Genomic DNA, 18,929 nt, shown 5'->3' with positions numbered 1-18,929 from the left:
AACATGAGTATTTCAATTTGCTTATTGTTACTTTTCATTAGATTTAATATACTTTGCTTACGCCATTAAATCAACAAGGTGTTTGAATAATAACTAGTTGTCTTAATGAGATGAAGGGGAAAATAACTATTTAATACAATACATCAGGGAGGATACAAGATGAGAAAGATCATAAATGGCCGCTGGGCTATATTCATCGTATGGGTAATTGCGACGATAGTGCTTACAGTCATTCAGCCAGACATAAATGCCATACTCCGACAAAAAGGGCAGCAAGGAGCCAATAGCCAAAGCCCCTCAGTCATCGCAGATCATATCTTAAAAAAGCTTGATACCGCTAAAGGAACCAACGACCTTATCGTATATTACGATAAAGATAAAATTTCCGATGATGAAATGAGCAAAATCGGTGATGCGGTCAAGGCGATTAGCGACAGCAGCACAGAATTAGGTATTACTAACATGATAGATCCTTTTAGTATGCCTGCTGCCAAAAGCTCATTAGTTTCTAAAGATGGCACCACACTTATGGTTAGTTTTAAGCTTGATAAGAAATCAAGAGAAGTAGATGATATTAAAAAAGAACTAGATAGCAAACTTAGTAAAGTACCTGTGGAATACTACCTAAGCGGTGAGGATTTCATCAATAATGATTATTTGAAAGCATCTCAGGGTGGGGTAGAGAAAAGTGCGGCATTGACCGTTATCTTTATTTTAGTTGTACTAATCATAGCGTTTCGATCAGTTGTTACTCCTTTGATATCGTTATTGGCTGTAGCCTTTTCCTATCTTTGTTCGATGGGAATTGCAGCGCAATTAATTGATAAAGCCGGATTTCCAATTACGAGTCTTACGCAAATGCTCTTGATCCTGATTCTCTTTGGTATTGGTACTGATTACAACATCCTTCTATTTAATCGCTTTAGGGAGGAGCTTTCACATGGCCACTCTATCGATGAAGCGATTGTCAACACCTATAAAACGGCAGGTAAAACGATTGCCTATAGTATACTCACAGTATTTATCGCTTTCCTTGCTCTGGTATTTGCTGAATCACCAATTTACAAATCCGGTGTTGTAGTGGTAATCGGGGTAACGATACTATTATTGGAAATTTTGACTTTAACACCTTTTATAATGAAAGTTTTAGGTCAAAAACTGTTCTGGCCTTCCAAGAATGTATTGGGTCATAAGGAAAATAAGTTTTGGGATAAGACCTCTTCCTTTGCAACTAAGCATCCTATTTTACCAGTTCTTATTATTCTTTTGATCATAGGACCGATGGTGTATTTACATGAGGAAAAGCTTAACTTTGATACGATTGGAGAACTTGGAAATAAGTATCCTTCTTCTAAAGGCTTTAATTTAGTTGCGGACCATTTTGGTAAAGGTCAGGCCATGCCTGCTACTGTTGTCATTGAAAATAGTAAAGCTCTTGATAATAATGAATCACTCGCTGTGGTGGATAACTTAACGGAAAGACTCAAGAGTATGAAGGGAGTTAAGCTGGTTTCTTCGGTAACACAACCTCAAGGAAAGCAAATTGATAATTTTTACGTCGACAGTCAAATGGGGTCCGTTACGGATGGTATTACCAAAACACAAAATGGTGTCAATCAAATCAATGATGGATTAAAGCTGGCTCAAGAAAAGCTTGGCTCAGCAGACTTCTCTCAGGTCAGCCAAATGGTCGATGGTACGGCAAAGCTTCAGGATGGAATGACTGCCTTAACCAATGGATTGAAGCAAATCCAATCAGGGATCGATGATGGGGCAAGTCATTCTCAAACGATTAGCAATGGCTTAGCCACGATAGAAACCAATCTCACAAAGATGAGTAGTGGAGTGGCAGTATTAGCTGATAATTATGGGAAAATGCAGGCTGGTTATAAAGAAATGGGTACTCACTACCAAAGTGCGGCTCAAGCGCTTCTTGGTGTAAAAAGTGCACTCTCACAAATGCAATTAATGGTGGCTGCTTTAGGAAATAGTTATGCAGATTCAGAGAGTGATGCTAATTACCAGGCATTAAAGCAAACCATCAATCAGTTATCATCATCTTTAAGTCAAATTACACCTGAAGGAATACAAGCCTTAAATCAAAATTATAATACCGTAACGGCTGGTTTTGGGACTGCCAATAAAAATCTTGCCACAATGGGCAGCGGCTTGTCGCAAATGGCAGATGGTTTGAAAAAACTTGAAAGCGGCCTTGGGAAAGCGTCCTCTGGAATAGGCACCATTGTTACCAATATGAATAATGTTTCCGATGGACTTGGCCAGATGAAATCAGGACAGGAGCAGCTTGTAGCTGGTCTCAATGGTTTCAGCTCCTTTGGACAAAAGCTATCAGATGTAAACAACGGGCTTAAGCAAATTTCTGACGGACTAGGACAGACAAATGGTTTCTTAACGCAATTTAAATCCAATAAAACATTCTTTATTCCGAAGGAAGCCTTGACGGACAAGGATTTTAAAAAATCATTAGATGCATTCATGTCCAATGATAGAAAAATCACAAAGATGACAATTGTTTTGAAAGCTGATCCTTATTCCAAAGAAGCTTTAAGTACGATCAATAAAATAAATTCTACCATTTCTAATGGACTTAAGGGCACAGGTCTTTCAAAAGCGAAGTTTGGTGTATCAGGACCAAGTGCTGCAACAAACGATATGAATAATATCCTGAGCCGGGATTTGAATAAAACAACAGCTATCGTTATTATCGGAGTATTACTTGTGCTGTTCTTTGTGATAAGATCTTTCTGGATACCGGTTTTCATAACTGGATCTCTTTTAGGAGCTTACTATTCAGCCATGTTCGTGATCAATTATATTTTCATAGATTTGATCGGTTATGAAGGGATTTCTTCATTTGTTCCGTTCTTCTCATTCATTATCATTGTTGCATTAGGAGTGGACTACAGTATATTCCTAATGATGCGCTTTAAGGAATATCCGCAGTTGTCGCCAAAAGAGGCCATCGTGTTAGCTTCTAGGCAGACAGGTGGGGTTATCATATCGGCAGTTATCATCCTTGGGGGTACCTTTGCTACCCTTATGCCTTCTGGTATACTGCTTTTGTTTGAATTGGCAATAGCTGTTATTACAGGTCTCGTAGTACTTTGCTTTATCCTACTTCCTGTCTTTTTGCCGGCGATGATCGCACTTCCAGATGCACTAAGAAATTTATTTTCTAGAAAAAAGGCAGCTGACTTAAGTTTAGAGGAAAAAGTAATATAAGTAAGAGATAAAACTACAAAAGATTTTTGAACTGCACAGCTAATTGTTAGACTGTCCTAACAGTTGGCCGTGCAGTTTTTTTGTAATCATTAATCATTAATTCCTAGCTTGACTTGTCTGGAACAAAGCCAAACCAAACGACAGAGACAAGGGACTATGCTTTAAAGGCCAAAACATTTCATCTTCTGGTTTTCTTTTTTATATTTACAGTAACTTTACACATTTAAACGCTTGAATTCATTGACCATTTAAATTAACATATAAGCGAATAGTTATATGTTGATTTAAATGATAGTTAAAAGTAAATCTGCTCTACCTAATTTAGATAACAATAAAAGAGTTTTTATTATGTTATATATATAAGCAAATTACTATTTACTTATAAACTTGAAAGGGAGGTGCTTTTCATAGTGAAATTAATCGTTGATCTGGAGCGTTCTGCGAACATTTTAAAATTATTGGGGGATAAAACAAGATTAACTATTGTTGCGATTTTGAAACACCGTGAATGTTGTGTGTGTGAGTTTCTTGAAGTGTTCGAAATGAGTCAACCATCCATTAGTCAGCATCTCCGAAAATTAAAAGATGCAGGGATGGTGAGGGAAGAACGAAGAGGTCAGTGGATTTACTATTCTCTGAATCAACAAAGCGAGTTATATGGATTAATTCAAGACATTTTGGTACATGTACCTGATCAAACAGAGAAAATCAAAATGATTGAGAAAAGCAATCCCACGCTTCGATGTGGGTGTTAGTTTTATTTAATTAGGGAGTGAAAAAATGAGTAAGACAGAAAAGAAACGTTTATCGTTCTTGGATAGATACCTAACGATTTGGATTTTTCTTGCTATGGCAATTGGAATTGGTTTATACTTTGTCTCTCCGGGATTTGTCGATAGCATGAACAGCTTGCAGGTGGGAACTACATCGATTCCACTTGCTATTGGATTAATTTTAATGATGTATCCTCCATTAGCGAAAGTTCGTTATGAGGAGATTGGGCGAGTATTTAAAGATGTAAAAGTTTTAGCTTTATCCCTTGTACAAAACTGGATCATCGGACCAATTCTTATGTTTTTATTAGCCATTATTTTTCTTCCTGATAAACCAGAGTATATGGTTGGTCTCATCATGATTGGTTTAGCTCGTTGTATTGCGATGGTCATTGTCTGGAATGATCTTGCAAAAGGAGATACGGAATATGCTGCCGGGTTAGTCGCGTTCAACTCTATTTTCCAAATGCTATTCTTTTCCGTTTATGCGTATGTGTTTGTGACCATCATCCCCCAATGGATAGGAATCCAAGGGGCAGTGGTGAACATAACGATGATGGAAGTGGCTAAATCGGTTTTCATCTATCTTGGAATACCATTCATAGCCGGTATGATTACTCGTTTTACGTTAGTAAAGGCTAAAGGCAGGCAATGGTATGAAAAAGTGTTTATACCTAAAATCAGTCCTGTTACATTAATTGCTTTACTATTTACGATTATCCTAATGTTCTCTTTAAAAGGGGACGCTATTGTGAGCTTGCCGCTAGACGTTGTTCGTATAGCCATTCCTTTATTAATTTACTTTGTGATTATGTTCTTTGTTTCCTTTTTCATGGGAAGGAAGATTGGGGCGAACTATCCTGTAACAACGACACTTGCTTTTACAGCGGGAAGTAATAACTTTGAATTAGCCATTGCCGTAGCTGTTGGTGTATTTGGAATCCATTCGGGAGCAGCTTTTGCAGCAGTTATTGGACCACTTGTAGAAGTACCAGTGATGATTGCGTTAGTAAACGTGGCCTTATGGTTCAAAAGAAAATATTTTAAAGAACATGCAGCTTAAAACTAATCATAAAGGTGGAAATCAAATGGATAACAAAAAAACTATATATTTCTTATGTACAGGGAACTCTTGCCGCAGCCAAATGGCAGAGGGGTGGGCTAAAAAGCATCTAGGTGACCAATGGGAAGTGAAAAGTGCCGGGCTTGAAGCGCATGGATTAAATCCTAATGCGGTAAAGTCCATGAAGGAAGTGGGAATCGATATCTCAAATCAAACATCTGATGTTATCGACCCTGAAATTTTAAACCATGCTGATTTGGTTGTTACACTATGTGGACATGCTGCAGAACACTGCCCAGTAACTCCTCCACATGTAAAACGAGTACACTGGGGATTTGATGACCCTGCAAAGGCAGAAGGAACTGAAGAAGAAAAATGGGCATTTTTTCAACGTGTCCGAGATGAAATCAGCGACCGCATTAAGCAATTTGCTGAAACCGGTGAGTAAAAAAATGAATAACCAGGAGGTTTTATCATTTCCAGGCTTTAATTATTAAGCAATTTTATTACTTTATTATAAAGAGGTAGATTAAAATAAATAGGTAAAACAAGCAGGAGGGTATGGACATGAAAATCACTGACGAAGCTCGTGATGAATTTAAAAAAATGTTCAAAGAAGAGAATGCTAAAAACATTCGTATCTTTTTTGATGGCTTTGGCTGAGGACAGCCAAGAATTGGACTGGCTCTGGATGAGCCTGAAGCAGACGATGTTATTTTCACAATAAATGAAATAAAAGTAGCAATTGACCCAATTATTGAACCGAACACCGAAGACCTTATCCTTGATCGCAGTGGGAATGGTCATGGGATATCAATGATCGGTAATACAGGAAGATGCTGTTAGAAAAGACCTTACGGGTCTTTTTTTTTATCTGTTAGTTCGTGAAATGCGGCTAAAAATTGCTGGTATGTTTGTAAGCCGTATTCTTCGATGTTGGAATGAAAAAATAGCTCGATGGCAAATTCTTTTGCTTCCTCAATCGTACAATTTCGTGAAAGTCTAATTAGGTTTAAATAAGATAAAAAATACTCCTTCTTTAATGCACATGCATGATTTACGGTCATACATTTCCCCCCTATAAAAAGGGTCTCCAACTAAAATGAGACCCTTCGTAGTTCATTAAAGTATTTCAAGAACAGCATTTAATTGTATTACTGCTTTGAGTTGCCGTTGAACAACTCTGCTCCACTTTTTCAACCTTCGGTTCAGGAGTGCAACAAGAAGAGTCATTTTCACTCTTAACATCAATATCTGCTTTTGTAAAGAAAAACTCCCACTCGTTTCCATCAGGGTCTAGAACCCCAAATTTATCTTGGAGGGCATAGCAGCATGTGGTGTTTATTTCTTCATATTGTGTAGAAATACCATTTGCTTCAAGTCTATTTTTGTGAGCAATAACCTCATCTGTGCTTTCAACCTGAATCCCAAAATGTCCTACTTGATTTCCAGTTACTTTATCTCGAAGATTAAGGGTAAAGTTTAATCCTGGAGTTTGAAGAAGAAACTTTGCATAATCAGGCTTTACTTTAACTGGTTTAGCTCCAAAAACTTTACTGTAGAACTCGATGGATTTTTCTAGGTTAGTAACATTAAGACCAACATGTGCATATTTCATTTCGATTTCCTCCTACTAATTTAATTTGATTAATCATCGATAGAATGATTGGGATTTATTCAAATATAGTGACTACAAAATAATCCCTCCTTTTAATTACTTGTAATTTGCAAGTAATTATTTTTATTAAAAGAGCAAGTGATTCTTGCTCAAATTAATGGCTTACAACAAACAGTGGATTTTGACATTGCTTCATTTAGCAATTTGACTGATTTAATAACCATTTCTCGTTCAAATTCGCTCATATATGAAAATACTTCATTTAAATATTGATGCATTTCCTCATCAATTTTAGCAGCAACATAATTTCCTTGGGTAGTTAAGGTAAGTAATGAAACACGTCTATCATCAGGAAGAGGCGTTTTTTTAACTAGCTCCAACTTTACTAAAGTTTGTATTTGACGACTAAAAGTGGTTATATCGATCCCTAGAGTATCAGCAACCTGCTGCATCGAAGGTTTATCATTTCGGAGAATTTCATAAAGGATATGACTCTGTACAAGGGATATTTCAGTTTCACCTAGTTGACAACAGTTTTTATTTAAAAGACCAAATCTCCTAGTCATAACTTGGAACAATTCTCTAACGTTTTCCATTATTTTCACCTCTGATTTATTTATATTATAATTATTTGCAAAGTGCAACTAATATTCTTTTTAAAATGAAAAATTTTTTATATAATGGTTATAAGACATTAAAAATCTGGGAGGTAAAGTAATGGAAGAGGAGTTTAGAACAAGGCTGGCTTCAATAAATGATTTGGAATCGATTTTATGCATTTATAATCAAGGAATTGAAGATAGGATTGCAACGTTGGAGGAAGACCAAAAAGATATTGGATACATGACTGAATGGTTTAACATCCATACCGGACGTTTTGCGGTCATCATAATCGAAAATAACGATGAAATAGTTGGATGGGCTTCATTAAATGCGTATTCAAATCGTTGCGCCTATGCCGGGGTAGCCGATTTATCAATTTATATTAGAAGGGATTATAGAGGAAGGGGAATTGGATCACTTTTATTAAAGGAAATCGAGAGTTCTGCGATACTGAATCAATTTAATAAAATTGTTCTATTTACATTCCCTTTTAATAACTTAGGACAGGGTCTTTACAGAAAAAATGGATATAGAGAAGTCGGTATTTTTAAGAACCAAGGGAAATTAGATGGGCGCTTTGTTGATGTTATGATTATGGAAAAGCTCCTTAATCCCTAATTTATTCTAGAAGGTTCACCAAAGGAGTGAACCTTCTTAGCTTTTTTAGTAGTTTTTTAGAATTGGTCGTGGTTTAGTAAATTGCTCAGTTTGATCTTCATGGATGGTTATCGATCTTAAATACAAAATATTAAGGTGCAGTTTTTTGGGACAAAAGAAAAAATAAGTCTACTGTTCCTATACGATCCTCTCTAACAATATCCCTAATTCTTTTGCAATTGACTGCGGTGGAGACGGCATTCCTTCCTTTAACCATGATTCCAAAACCCCTACGTAAGCATTTGCAGCAAATTTAACAATAACATCTTCACTTAGACCTTGATTTTTCCCTTCGTCCACCTCATCCTTAAACTCTTCGATAAGAAACTCTAGGAACTTACTGCGAAAAGAATGCGCTCCTTTACTCGCTAACATCGTGGAAAAGAATAAATAATTCCTTTCAAAGTATTCGAAAAAGACTAGGGTAGCATCTACCCATTCTTTTTCACACGCCCATACACTTGTTTCCCTTAGCTGGTTTATATGTTCTTCCATGAGTTTATCTAGAAGATTATATTTATCGGTGTAATGAAGGTAGATCGTTCCTCTATTAACATTTCCCCGGTCTGCAATATCTTGAATGGTAATGTCATCAAAATTTTTTTCAGACATCAGTTCTATAAGTGCATTTTTGCTGGCTTCTTGGCTTTTGGGTATCCTTCTATCAACTTTAGACATTACTAAATCACCAACTTTTCCTAAAGATAATCAACAATTTTGATTGATTTGTTGAATAATCAACGAAATGCGTTGATTTAACCATTGAATGTAGTCTGTATCTTTTTATAATTATAAACAGATGTTGATTAATCAATCAATATTGATTTTAAAGGGATTTAGTTTAACATCTTCGGAACAATAGAAGTGAATTAAATTCAAGCAGGAGGTTTAATTATGGACTCTGTTGAAAAGTCGTGAAGATCACTAAAAACTCTTGTTGAATCAATACCAAATGCTATAGGGGGGGAAATATGCAGAACACCTGGAAAATTTACATGCTTGCCTTGATTACCTTCATGGTCAGTACATCGGAGTACGTCATAGCAGGTATTTTGGATAAGGTCGCTGCCTCCAATCATGTATCGGTATCGGTAGCAGGACAACTGATCACCGTATTTGCACTTGCTAATGCAATCGGTTCCCCACTTATCGTGATGGCGACCACAAGATTGGATCAGCGGAAGCTATTAATGCTTTCTCTTGTTTTAATGGTGCTCGGCAGCATTATGACCATCATCTTTCCTGGCTACGGTTTTCTAATCATCTCTCGCATCATACTTGCTCTAGGAAGTGGAGTTTTTGCCATAGCTGCAAAAACCGCCGCAGCAAAACTAGCACCACCTGAAAAACAAGCAGGTGCTATCGGCACAGTTATTCTTGGGTTTAGTGCTGCCATCATTGTCGGCGTACCAATTGGCCGTGTTGTAGCCACTGTCTATGATTGGAAACTAATCTTTGTGGGGATCGGTGTTCTTAGTTTACTAGCAATCTTCGTTATCTTGCGTACGATTCCTGCCACAAATAACGGAGGTGCCATCCCTCTTGGCAAGCAACTCTCTTATTTAAAGGATCCGAAAATATTAATGGGCCTTGGTGTAACGTTCTTTTGGCAGTTAGGATACGGGGTGATGTATTCTTATATTGCTCCCTTCTTATTAACCGTTACATCAATGAGTGGACGAGAAGTGAGCGGTGCTTTGTTTGCCTTCGGTATCGCCACCTTAATAGGTTCGAAATTTGGTGGATTCATGACAGATCGGATTGGTAATCCCACAACTCTTGTCGGCGGTTTGGTTGTCCACGTTATAGCTTTATTGTTGCTATCCACGATTGCCAGGTCAACCATTGTGGCCATTCCCTTGCTTATGCTATGGTCTTTCTCGGCTTGGTCATCTGGCCCAGGTATGCAGTATAATCTGGTCTGGCTTGCTCCAGAAGCATCAGGAATTATGCTTAGTCTATATGGATCTTTTATCCAGTTGGGCATAGCAGCAGCCGCTGGAATTGGGGGTATTGCGGTAAAAAGCACATCGGTGCTGGCGGTGAGTTGGATTGGAGCTGTATCAGTCGCCATTGCAGCAATTATCACAGCGGTCTCGTTCGGACTAAGTAGTAAACCCTCGAAATACGAGAAAGCTATTTAATGGAGGGTAGGATTGAGAGTAGCAAAAATTAGACCAGGAGGTATTTATTTATTATGGAATATCGGACAGTAGGAAAAACAGGAATACAGGTTTCAAATTTATGTTTTGGTGCCATGTCTTTTGGCGGAGACGCTGACGAAGAAACATCTAAAGCCATGTATAATCGTTGTCGGGAAGCTGGTATCAATTTCTTCGATACTGCCGATGTTTATGGGCGTTCTGAGGAAATTCTAGGGGAGTGTATCGCACATGAAAGAGACGAAATCATTTTAACGTCAAAAGTGTTCTGGAACACAGGTGCTGATGTAAATGCTAGAGGTTTGTCCCGAAAACATATGATGCAGGGTATTGAAAATAGCCTGCGTCGCTTAAAGACGGATTATATTGATTTTTATTTCGTCCATGATTTTGATGAACAAACTCCAATGGAGGAGACGCTGCGAACACTCGATGACTTACACCGTCAAGGAAAGATTCTTTACCCAGCAGTAAGCAATTGGGCAGCATGGCAAATCACTAAAGCATTAGGAATTTCTGCAAAAGAACAACTTACTCGTTTTGAATTAATCCAACCTATGTATAACCTTGTTAAACGCCAAGCAGAGGTTGAAATTTTACCAATGGCTGCTTCCGAACAAATTGGCGTCATTACTTACAGCCCACTTGGTGCTGGACTTCTTTCAGGAAAATATGGAGTGAATAAACGTCCTGAGCAGGGCCGTCTTGTACAGAATGCCCGCTATGGTGACCGTTACGGTGCCAATGAAGATTTTATCACGGCCGAACAGTTCACCAAATATGCACAGGAACATGATGTGAAACCTGCAACTTTAGCAGTTGCTTGGGTAATGGCAAATCCAGCTGTTACTGCGCCTATTATTGGTGCACGTAATTTAAACCAGTTGGAAGATTCCTTAGCTGCAGCTGATTTTAAAATGACAGAAGAAATGTACGCTGAAATTACTAATTTATCAAGAACACCTTCACCTGCAACGGATCGGACAGAGGTATTAACTGGTAAATGGAAGTAAGGGTTACAAACTTATGATGAAGTAGGTAAAGAAGGATGTAGTATGTGTACACACTTCTTTTTATCAGGAGGCACGCCTAAACCGCGTGCCTTTTTACCTGATGGAAATTCGAGCTGTTATTTTGAAAATTTCGTCTGAATTGCTTTTAAAAACATATCAGATGCAGCGGAAAAAACCTGATGCTTTTTCCAAACAATATTTAAGCCAGATTCAAGTTTTGGCTCTAGCGGTCTAAAACAAAGGTTACTATCACTAGATGTATTCACTATTTTATCAAGAGTTACTGCATAACCAATGCCTTCTTCAACCATAATGGCAGCATTATAGGCAAGATTGTAGGTTGTCATGACGTTTAATTTATCAAAATCTTCACCAAACCAATCCGCAAATTCATTTTTGGAAAATGTCTGTTTCATAGCCTGGCGTGAACAGATTAGCGGAACATTCAATAAATCCACAGCTTCAATGGAATCTTTGAAAGCAAGAGGACTGTCTTTCCTCATCACAACGCCCCAAACATCTTTACCAGGGAGATTGAGATAATTGTACTTTGATAAATCTGCTGGTTGAATTAAAATGCCAAAGTCAAGCAATCCCTTGTCAAGCCTTTCGGTTACATCGTCTTCGTTTCCGCTGTAGAGGTGATACCGGATATCCGGATAACGTAACTGTAAATCTTTTACTACCCTTCCAATCTGTCTCATAGCATCTGTTTCCCCCCCGCCTATGAAGACATCACCACTAATTGTTTCTTCCATGGAACCAAACTCTGTCTCTAATTTATCGACCATATCTATGATTTCTTCTGCTCTTTTTCGCAGCAGCATTCCTTCAACTGTGAGGATGATACTGTGACTACTGCGAATAAATAGTTTTTTCCCTAACTCTTGTTCAAGGTCTTTTAATTGTCTTGACAAGGTTGGCTGTGTAACATGCAAAAAATCAGCAGCCCCCGTAATGCTTCCTTCTCTTGCAACAGTAAGAAAGTATCGCAAAACTCTTAATTCCAAAAAGCACTCCTCCTTCATAATGGTTGAGTATATCCTTTTTAGAAATGCTCATCAAGCATATCTTGATATAAGATATAAGTATTTGGCATATGCAAAAAGCACAACTAGAATAAATAGCAGAGGGTGAAAAGAAGACCAATTTGCTTCCATTCCACAAGTTGGAAGCATTCCTTAGGGAGAATTTGAAGTAACAGCCGCTTCAAAGACTCTAATCAACATCGTAAATCAAGAGGAACCACCGTTTCGTTGGAAAACTGCGGCTTTCCATCGTGACGGTCATTCTATTAATCTCGAGCGTATTTGGGGTTTATAGTTATCTTGCTGATTATCTAAAAACTGTTACGAATATGCCTGCGAACACCATTAGTTTAATATTATTGATATACGACGGTGCCAATATTATTGGAAATATTGCGGCAGGGAAATGACTAACTAGAAATGCAAAGAAAGTTGTCGCCTCTTTTCCTTTTGTATTAGGGGTCGTATACATCCTATTATTCTTATTTGGACAGTTTACCTTACCTATGGCGTTCATAACTTTAATTTGGGGGATATTAGGTGGAGTAGGGGGTAATATCAATCAATATTGGCTTTCGACTGCAGCTCCCGAAGCTTCTGATTTTGCCAACGGATTATTTTTATCATCCTGTAATATAGGAACAACCATTGGTGCTGCTGTAGACGGGGGATTTATAGCAGAAATGGGTACCCAATACGTCGTATTAGTAGGAATCCTATCATTGATACTAAGTTTGGTAACTATTTTATTAAGAAATTATAGGTATAGTTCTACAAAACAACTCTCCATATAAGGAATACCCATTAGGAATTTTAGATGCTATTCAATCAAACAACAACAAAAGGATGAGTTAAATGTCAAACGATAAACAAGTTGCGCTTGTCACCGGAGGGAATCGGGGAATTGGATATGAACTGGTCAAACACTTGGCTTTGAATGGTTTTAAGGTCATTTTGGCAAGTCGGGATACAGAAATGGGGCATAAAGCTGCACAAGAATTACAGGAGTTGGAACTAGATGTTTCGTTTGAGGTAATGGATGTCAATATTCAAGAAAGCACCCGTCAAGCTGCAATTACAATAAAGGAGAAGTATGGAAGATTAGACGTTTTGATTAATAACGCTGGCGTGTATTTGGATGATAATAAAAAGTTATTGAATCTTGAACCTTCGATTTTAGAGAAAACGATGGCAACTAATTTCTTTGGCGTATACTATTGTCTGCAATCCTTTATGCCGCTCATGGAAAAGCAAGGTTATGGAAGAATTATTAATGTTTCTTCCGAATATGGGGCAATGAGTGAAATGTCTTACCGAGGTGTAGGCGCTTATAAGTTGTCTAAATTTGCCCTGAATGGATTGACACAGTTGGTAGCTGCAGAAATCAATGGGGATATCAAAATAAACGCGGTCGATCCGGGATGGGTAAGTACAGATATGGGTGGACCATCTGCTCCAAGAACTCCCAAACAAGCAGCTGAGTCTATCCTTTGGTTAGCGACTATTGGGCCTGATGGACCAAATGGGGGATTCTTTAGAGATGGAAAACGAATCGATTGGTAACATTACACACATAGGCAGGATTGAGTTTCTGTATTGATTGTTCTCAAAGAATAGCCTCTACCTGTTCTTTCGTCATACCGCCTTTACCAGGTTTGGCAGGAGTTGTTTCTTTTGGAGATGTTGTCTTATCGCGGCAATTAATACAATCAGTTCAATAATCACTAAACATCCAAACTTAAAGACCTCCTTCACATGATTACCTCCTTATGTTCTTTGAGAATTATTTTTACCCAAAGAGAAATAATAGTAGGAGGTATTACTGTGTTGTTCAATCATAAAAAGCCCACTGGAGGTTAGACATGAATAAAAAGGTTATCGGTCTTGTCGGCTTCACTTTAACGATGTTCTTGCATATTTCATCTGCACTTGCCGCTAACAATCCTAGGAATACTTATGAAGTTAAATCAGGCGATTACCTATCGAAACTCGCTAAAATCTATGGAACTACTTCTAATGACCTGAAACTAATGAATGGCCTACAGAACCCTGACTTATTGCTTGTCGGCCAAAAATTAAGGGTTCCGATTACCTATCAAGTAGCGGCAGGAGATACCTTATGGAAGCTCTCCCAATCCTTTAATTCAACCGTTTCACTTATTAAAACAGCCAATGGACTTACTGATAACACTATCTATGTAGGACAAAGATTGAGAATTAATCCTATCAAACTTGAAATGAGTGGGCAGTATGTAAGAATGACAAGGGACCAATTTCAAGATTGGCTATTCAATCAAAAAATCACACGAAGCATTACTTTTTTTCAGGAGCACCATACTTACTCTCCATCCTATAAGGACTACAATGGCTCCAATTATTTTAAACTTATGAGCGACATGAAAGATTATCATGTCAATACAATGGGTTGGAGTGATATTAGTCAGCAGTTCACAACATTCCCTGATGGAACATTGATATTAGGCAGACCGATTAATACGCCGCCGCAAGGCTCATTCGGTTTAACCAATAAGTCTGTCACTCCTGGCATTGAAGCACATTCCCTAGCGATTGAAAATGTAGGAAACTTTGATAAAGGAAATGACCAAATGACCGAAGCTCAAAGACAAACCATTATAACAGTAGCAGCCGTTCTTTCTATTAAACTTGGGTTGACTCCATCGATTGACAGCATTCAGTATCATCACTGGTGGGATATGAACACAAGTGAAAGAGTGTTAGATCAGAGTGCGGGACATGCAGTTAAAACATGCCCGGGAACAGGATTCTTCGGCGGTAATAGTACTACGGATGCAAAAAATAATTTTTATCCACTTGTGAGACAAAGAATGCAGGAAATCTTGGCTACTCTGTAAAGAGAGAGGGAGGGGTGAAACATGTTATTTAACCATAAGCAAATTATAGGAAATTAGAAGAACCTGTCACGAATGACAGGTTCTTTTTTTATCGAGTAAGAATGTTTGAGTTTTTTCCAACTTTGTTTTAGCAGAATCACAATATTGATTAGAAACTTCTTTTCCATAATAGTAATAGGAATCACTTGCTTGATAAATCCAAGTTTTATAATACTTTGTGCCACTAGGCGGCTTTAAGAAAGTATTGTATGTAGCAGAACCGCGTTAGGTCGCATTGCAGGACATATGGAAGAGGAAATCTTTGATTACGATAAAGTGTTACAATCCTTTCAGTTGATATTCGCGTTTCTTTGGGAAGGAGGTAATCAAAAGTACAGCACCAAAACCAATTCCACCCATTAGCCAGAAAAGAAACTGAGGTCCCTGATGTTCGATAATCCACCCCCCGACCATATTCCCGACAATACCTGCAATGCCGCCAGCTGCTGTATACACCGTTTGAGCAGTCGCTTTCCCGCGTGCCGGTGCCATTAGGTTAACAATCTACACTGCTGAGCTCATGTAAAAGGCAAAGGCAATTCCATCCAAGGCCTGGAGGCCGAGCACCACACCCACTGGAGGAGCAAAACCCATTAAAGTGTACTTGATCGCATAAGCAAGTGTTCCTATTGCTAACATTTGAAACAATCCAATCCGGCGTATAACTATCGATGAAAACCAGAAAAGTGGAATCTCTACAACTGCAGCAATTGTAAAGTTCCAGCCTACTAAATTAATGGGGTAATTTAATTTTTGAAAATAAATCGGTAAATAGCTGAAGTTCATAGTAACAGTAGATAAGATAACCAACCCAATGAATACGAAAAGGTCAAAACGCCAATTAGAAAATAATTTGGTGAGTACCTCTCTCCCTAAGACATCGGGACGGCTTGGCTGTTCAAATTTAGGAAACATAAAAACCAAGAAAACTAGGATTAACGCAACAATCGCATATACGATAAAACTATATTGAAAGCCTGTCACACTGAATACATATCCGGCAATAAAGGAAATAAGTGCAAACCCGAAGGCCCCCCATAAGCGTACCTGCCCAAAAGTGAAACCGTATGTATGGCCTTTCTCTACGACAATGGAATCAGCAATTGGTCCAATAGGGGTATTGATAAAGGAGAAAATAATTGTAATCAAAGCCATGAATACAAAACTCGTGCTGTAGAAAAAGCCCATTACCACGATTGCGGATAGTAATAGCAACACTTTTAATATTGTCCGATAATCTCTGGCAGCGTCACTTAACAGCCCGAATATTGGTTGAGCTAAAATCCCTGTTAACGATCCCACTGAAAGAATCAACCCAATTTCACTTCCATCGAATCCCCTTTGATTTAAAAACAAGCTCATAAAAGGCTGATAAACTCCTAATCCAATATAAAAAATCAAATAAAAAATAGAAATTCTTAACCTCATTAGGTCACCTCCACCCGTTTTTTAATTTTATCAGAAAAGTAGCAAAATAACCTTACCAAGAATATGAAATATTTTACTTAAAAAGGTCAAGTGAAGAAGTATCAGGATTGCTGGAGTGTTATTAAGTTATTCATATAAAGGGGTTAATAGAAAAGAGAAAGTGGCTCTGAACATGAAAAAAATAAGTATTTAGTGCTATAAAAATTATATTAGAATTACTTTGTAATGAAATTGTTATATGGCTGTGATGAGTCCGTTATATCTTTCTAGTATAGTAAAGCTATCAAATCACACACTAGGAGGAAACAATCATGCTAAAGAAATTCATCGTAGCCTTTACTATATTAGCTTCTTGTGGCTCTTTGTTCGCCGCCAAGGGTGAAAAAGCGGAAGCAGCATCTTATAATTATCATACAGCAGCCATTTCAATTGCGAAATCTCATATTGGAGTTCCCTACCGATGGGGAGGGATGTCACCAAGCGGATTTGATTGTTCAGGTCTTGTGAAGTATTCATATGGAAAAGCAGGAAGAACACTAAATCGCACGGCTGCCCAAATGTATTATGGTAACGGATATCGACCATCCAATTTACAAATTGGTGACTTACTGTTTTATGGTCCGTCCAAAGTAAGTGCCCCAACTCATGTTGCCATCTATATCGGTTATGGGAAAATGATCATGGCATCCTCTTCAAAAGGAGTCATCATCACCAACACCAACAACCCATATTGGCATCCTAGATATATTGGAGCAAAACGAGTATAAAGATCATCAATACGATGGTCTTTTTTTTATTGGCTGGTATTTTTCTTATCTAAAAATCTTTCCTAATAAAGATTATGAGGTTCCTTATTATTTACCATCGTTATTTCTTTTATAATACATAGTTATTTTCACCCGAATGAAGGAGATTATGTTTTAGGTATTATGGTAAAAATGGGCTGAATCCATGTCCTGTGGAATTACACATCATTTTTCTCATAGCGAACCATAATAACTTTGAGGAGGGCGATGGATGGATTTCTTTACAAATAGTTCAGGTGGCGGAAAATCCTCGAAAGGAAAGACTAAAGGGGATTTATCTTGGTGGCAATTATCATTAATAGGGATAGGCTGCACAATTGGAACAGGTTATTTTTTAGGCTCAGGAATCGGAATAAAAATTACCGGACCCTCCATGGTGTTTTCTTTTATCTTAGCGGCATTAGGAACGTATATCGTTTTTCACTTTCTTGCGAAAATGACTTCAGCCGACCCGCAGGAAGGATCTTTTTGTTATTATGCTGCCAAGGCCTATGGAAGATGGGCAGGATTTAGCTGTGGCTGGAATTATTGGAGTTCTAAAATCCTAATTATGGGAAGCCAATTGACTGCTTTATCCATTCTTTCGAAATTCTGGTTCCCGGGAGTTGCTTTGTGGGTATTTGCAGCTGGGTTTGCGGTTTTAGCTATTATTGTAGTACTGTTGGGTACAAAGGGGTTTAACAAGGTTGAAAATATACTCGCTGTTACGAAAATAGCTGCGATTGTTATGTTTATAATTCTTGCTGGTATCGGATTGTTTGGCCTGTTGCATGGAGGTGGGAATAAACCGGGTGTTCCGACAACGATGGGGACTATTTTTCCAGAAGGATATCAGCTTTTTGGTCATCCTTAATTTATGCTTTCTATGCTTATGGAGGCATCGAGACCATCGGCCTTTTGTCCATGCAGCTGAAAAATAAAGATGATGCCCCGAAATCCGGGAAGATCATGTTAATTGTATTGACGGTTATTTATGTTGCTTCAATTATATTCGTAATCAGTATGGTTTCATATCAATCGATTAATCAAAAAGAAAGTCCATTCGTAACTGCTATGGCCAGCTATAACTTAAATTTCTTTCCACATGTCTTTAATGGAGCCATTATAACGGCTGGTTTTTCAACGATGACTGCATCCTTATTTGCGGTGACCAAATTGCTTGTAACTTTGGCAAAAGACGGGGATGCGCCGGCGCTGTTTGGGAAAGAAATTAAAAAGTTTAAGAACCTCCCGCTCCCCTCTTTGGGACTTGCGACTTTCGGCTTATTAGGTTCGGTTATCACTGCATTACTGCTGCCGGGAAAAATATATGGGTACATTACTACAGCAGCCGGAATTTTGCAGATGTATAATTGGGCGTTTATCATTATTTCCGCGATGAAGATTCTCCATTTCAAAATGGGAGATCGAATCCTATCATCCTTTGGGCTGTTATTATTAACGGCAGCTGTAACTGGAACAATATTTGAAGAAAGTATTCGTTTTGGTTTTTTTGTAAGCCTTTTTCTCATTGCGATTATCGGGATTATCACCTTGATCATGAATAAAATTTGGAGCAAATCCAAAAAAGATGGTGGGAAGGTAGAAGGGTTGCGTGCGATATTAAATCCAGATTAGCTGAAG

17 protein-coding genes and 2 pseudogenes are annotated in these 18,929 nt (G+C 38.1%); 12 read left to right on the top strand and 7 right to left on the bottom strand.

Translation table 11 applies throughout. The features are described from left to right. Nucleotides 1-159: 159 nt before the first annotated feature. From ACZ9EE_RS06185 to arsC, 4 genes are all read left to right on the top strand, one after another. A complete protein-coding gene (locus ACZ9EE_RS06185) occupies nt 160-3,243 on the top strand; it encodes an MMPL family transporter (protein WP_476025786.1) in 3,084 nt (1,027 codons plus the stop codon). Nucleotides 3,244-3,650: 407 nt separating this feature from the next. Continuing rightward, nucleotides 3,651-3,998: an ArsR/SmtB family transcription factor gene (locus ACZ9EE_RS06180; RefSeq protein ID WP_476032872.1), complete on the top strand. Its 348-nt coding sequence runs from the start codon at nt 3,651-3,653 to the stop codon at nt 3,996-3,998. Nucleotides 3,999-4,023: 25 nt separating this feature from the next. Next, on the top strand, nt 4,024-5,079 hold the full coding sequence (gene arsB / locus ACZ9EE_RS06175; protein WP_476025785.1) for an ACR3 family arsenite efflux transporter: 1,056 nt from the start codon (nt 4,024-4,026) through the stop codon (nt 5,077-5,079). Nucleotides 5,080-5,104: 25 nt separating this feature from the next. Further along, the gene (arsC, locus tag ACZ9EE_RS06170) at nt 5,105-5,527 is read left to right on the top strand and encodes an arsenate reductase (thioredoxin) (protein WP_476025784.1); all 423 of its coding nucleotides are present in this window, start codon (nt 5,105-5,107) and stop codon (nt 5,525-5,527) included. Nucleotides 5,528-5,933: 406 nt separating this feature from the next. On the opposite strand, the gene ACZ9EE_RS06165 is transcribed toward arsC, so the two are convergent. From ACZ9EE_RS06165 to ACZ9EE_RS06155, 3 genes are all read right to left on the bottom strand, one after another. Next, a complete protein-coding gene (locus ACZ9EE_RS06165; RefSeq protein ID WP_476025783.1) occupies nt 5,934-6,146 on the bottom strand; it encodes a hypothetical protein in 213 nt (70 codons plus the stop codon). Nucleotides 6,147-6,211: 65 nt separating this feature from the next. Then, entirely contained in the window at nt 6,212-6,697 is a 486-nt protein-coding gene (locus ACZ9EE_RS06160) for an ArsI/CadI family heavy metal resistance metalloenzyme (protein ID WP_476025782.1), read from the bottom strand. Nucleotides 6,698-6,846: 149 nt separating this feature from the next. Next, a complete protein-coding gene (locus ACZ9EE_RS06155; RefSeq protein ID WP_476025781.1) occupies nt 6,847-7,293 on the bottom strand; it encodes a MarR family winged helix-turn-helix transcriptional regulator in 447 nt (148 codons plus the stop codon). 121 nt (nt 7,294-7,414) lie between these two features. On the opposite strand from ACZ9EE_RS06155, the gene ACZ9EE_RS06150 reads away from it, so the two are divergent. Beyond that, complete coding sequence (locus tag ACZ9EE_RS06150; RefSeq protein ID WP_476025780.1) at nt 7,415-7,918, top strand: arsinothricin resistance N-acetyltransferase ArsN1 family A; 504 nt, start codon at nt 7,415-7,417, stop codon at nt 7,916-7,918. Nucleotides 7,919-8,095: 177 nt separating this feature from the next. Here the strand turns inward: ACZ9EE_RS06150 and ACZ9EE_RS06145 are convergent, their stop codons facing one another. Further along, nucleotides 8,096-8,635 (bottom strand): TetR/AcrR family transcriptional regulator, encoded by a 540-nt coding sequence (locus ACZ9EE_RS06145; protein ID WP_476025779.1) that lies wholly within the window; start codon nt 8,633-8,635, stop codon nt 8,096-8,098. Nucleotides 8,636-8,928: 293 nt separating this feature from the next. On the opposite strand from ACZ9EE_RS06145, the gene ACZ9EE_RS06140 reads away from it, so the two are divergent. Both ACZ9EE_RS06140 and ACZ9EE_RS06135 read left to right on the top strand, forming a co-directional pair. Beyond that, on the top strand, nt 8,929-10,101 hold the full coding sequence (locus tag ACZ9EE_RS06140; protein ID WP_476025778.1) for an MFS transporter: 1,173 nt from the start codon (nt 8,929-8,931) through the stop codon (nt 10,099-10,101). A 53-nt stretch (nt 10,102-10,154) separates the two neighbouring features. Beyond that, nucleotides 10,155-11,132 (top strand): aldo/keto reductase, encoded by a 978-nt coding sequence (locus tag ACZ9EE_RS06135; RefSeq protein ID WP_476025777.1) that lies wholly within the window; start codon nt 10,155-10,157, stop codon nt 11,130-11,132. Between the two features lie 116 nt (nt 11,133-11,248). On the opposite strand, the gene ACZ9EE_RS06130 is transcribed toward ACZ9EE_RS06135, so the two are convergent. Then, nucleotides 11,249-12,142, bottom strand: coding sequence for a LysR family transcriptional regulator (locus ACZ9EE_RS06130; RefSeq protein WP_476025776.1), 894 nt, complete (start codon nt 12,140-12,142; stop codon nt 11,249-11,251). A 260-nt stretch (nt 12,143-12,402) separates the two neighbouring features. On the opposite strand from ACZ9EE_RS06130, the pseudogene ACZ9EE_RS06125 reads away from it, so the two are divergent. The 3 genes and pseudogenes from ACZ9EE_RS06125 to ACZ9EE_RS06115 all read left to right on the top strand — a co-directional run. Beyond that, nucleotides 12,403-12,954, top strand: a pseudogene (locus ACZ9EE_RS06125) (MFS transporter); the annotation flags it as partial. A gap of 61 nt (nt 12,955-13,015) precedes the next feature. Next, complete coding sequence (locus tag ACZ9EE_RS06120) at nt 13,016-13,723, top strand: SDR family oxidoreductase (RefSeq protein ID WP_476025775.1); 708 nt, start codon at nt 13,016-13,018, stop codon at nt 13,721-13,723. 299 nt (nt 13,724-14,022) lie between these two features. After that, nucleotides 14,023-15,033 (top strand): LysM peptidoglycan-binding domain-containing protein, encoded by a 1,011-nt coding sequence (locus ACZ9EE_RS06115; protein ID WP_476025774.1) that lies wholly within the window; start codon nt 14,023-14,025, stop codon nt 15,031-15,033. A 318-nt stretch (nt 15,034-15,351) separates the two neighbouring features. On the opposite strand, the gene ACZ9EE_RS06110 is transcribed toward ACZ9EE_RS06115, so the two are convergent. Continuing rightward, a complete protein-coding gene (locus ACZ9EE_RS06110; protein ID WP_476025772.1) occupies nt 15,352-15,564 on the bottom strand; it encodes an MFS transporter in 213 nt (70 codons plus the stop codon). A 12-nt stretch (nt 15,565-15,576) separates the two neighbouring features. After that, nucleotides 15,577-16,500 carry an MFS transporter gene (locus ACZ9EE_RS06105; RefSeq protein ID WP_476025771.1) on the bottom strand — a complete coding sequence of 308 codons (924 nt, stop codon included), beginning with the start codon at nt 16,498-16,500 and terminating at the stop codon, nt 15,577-15,579. A 311-nt stretch (nt 16,501-16,811) separates the two neighbouring features. Between ACZ9EE_RS06105 and ACZ9EE_RS06100 the strand changes: the two genes are divergently transcribed. Both ACZ9EE_RS06100 and ACZ9EE_RS06095 read left to right on the top strand, forming a co-directional pair. Then, nucleotides 16,812-17,267 carry a C40 family peptidase gene (locus ACZ9EE_RS06100; RefSeq protein WP_476025770.1) on the top strand — a complete coding sequence of 152 codons (456 nt, stop codon included), beginning with the start codon at nt 16,812-16,814 and terminating at the stop codon, nt 17,265-17,267. 250 nt (nt 17,268-17,517) lie between these two features. After that, nucleotides 17,518-18,923 (top strand): annotated as a pseudogene (locus tag ACZ9EE_RS06095) (amino acid permease). The last annotated feature ends 6 nt before the right edge of the window (nt 18,924-18,929 follow it).

Source organism: Bacillus sp. URHA0034, assembly GCF_056280405.1.
The sequence above is the reverse complement of the archived record's forward strand: the minus strand, read 5'-3'. Positions and strand labels throughout refer to the sequence as shown.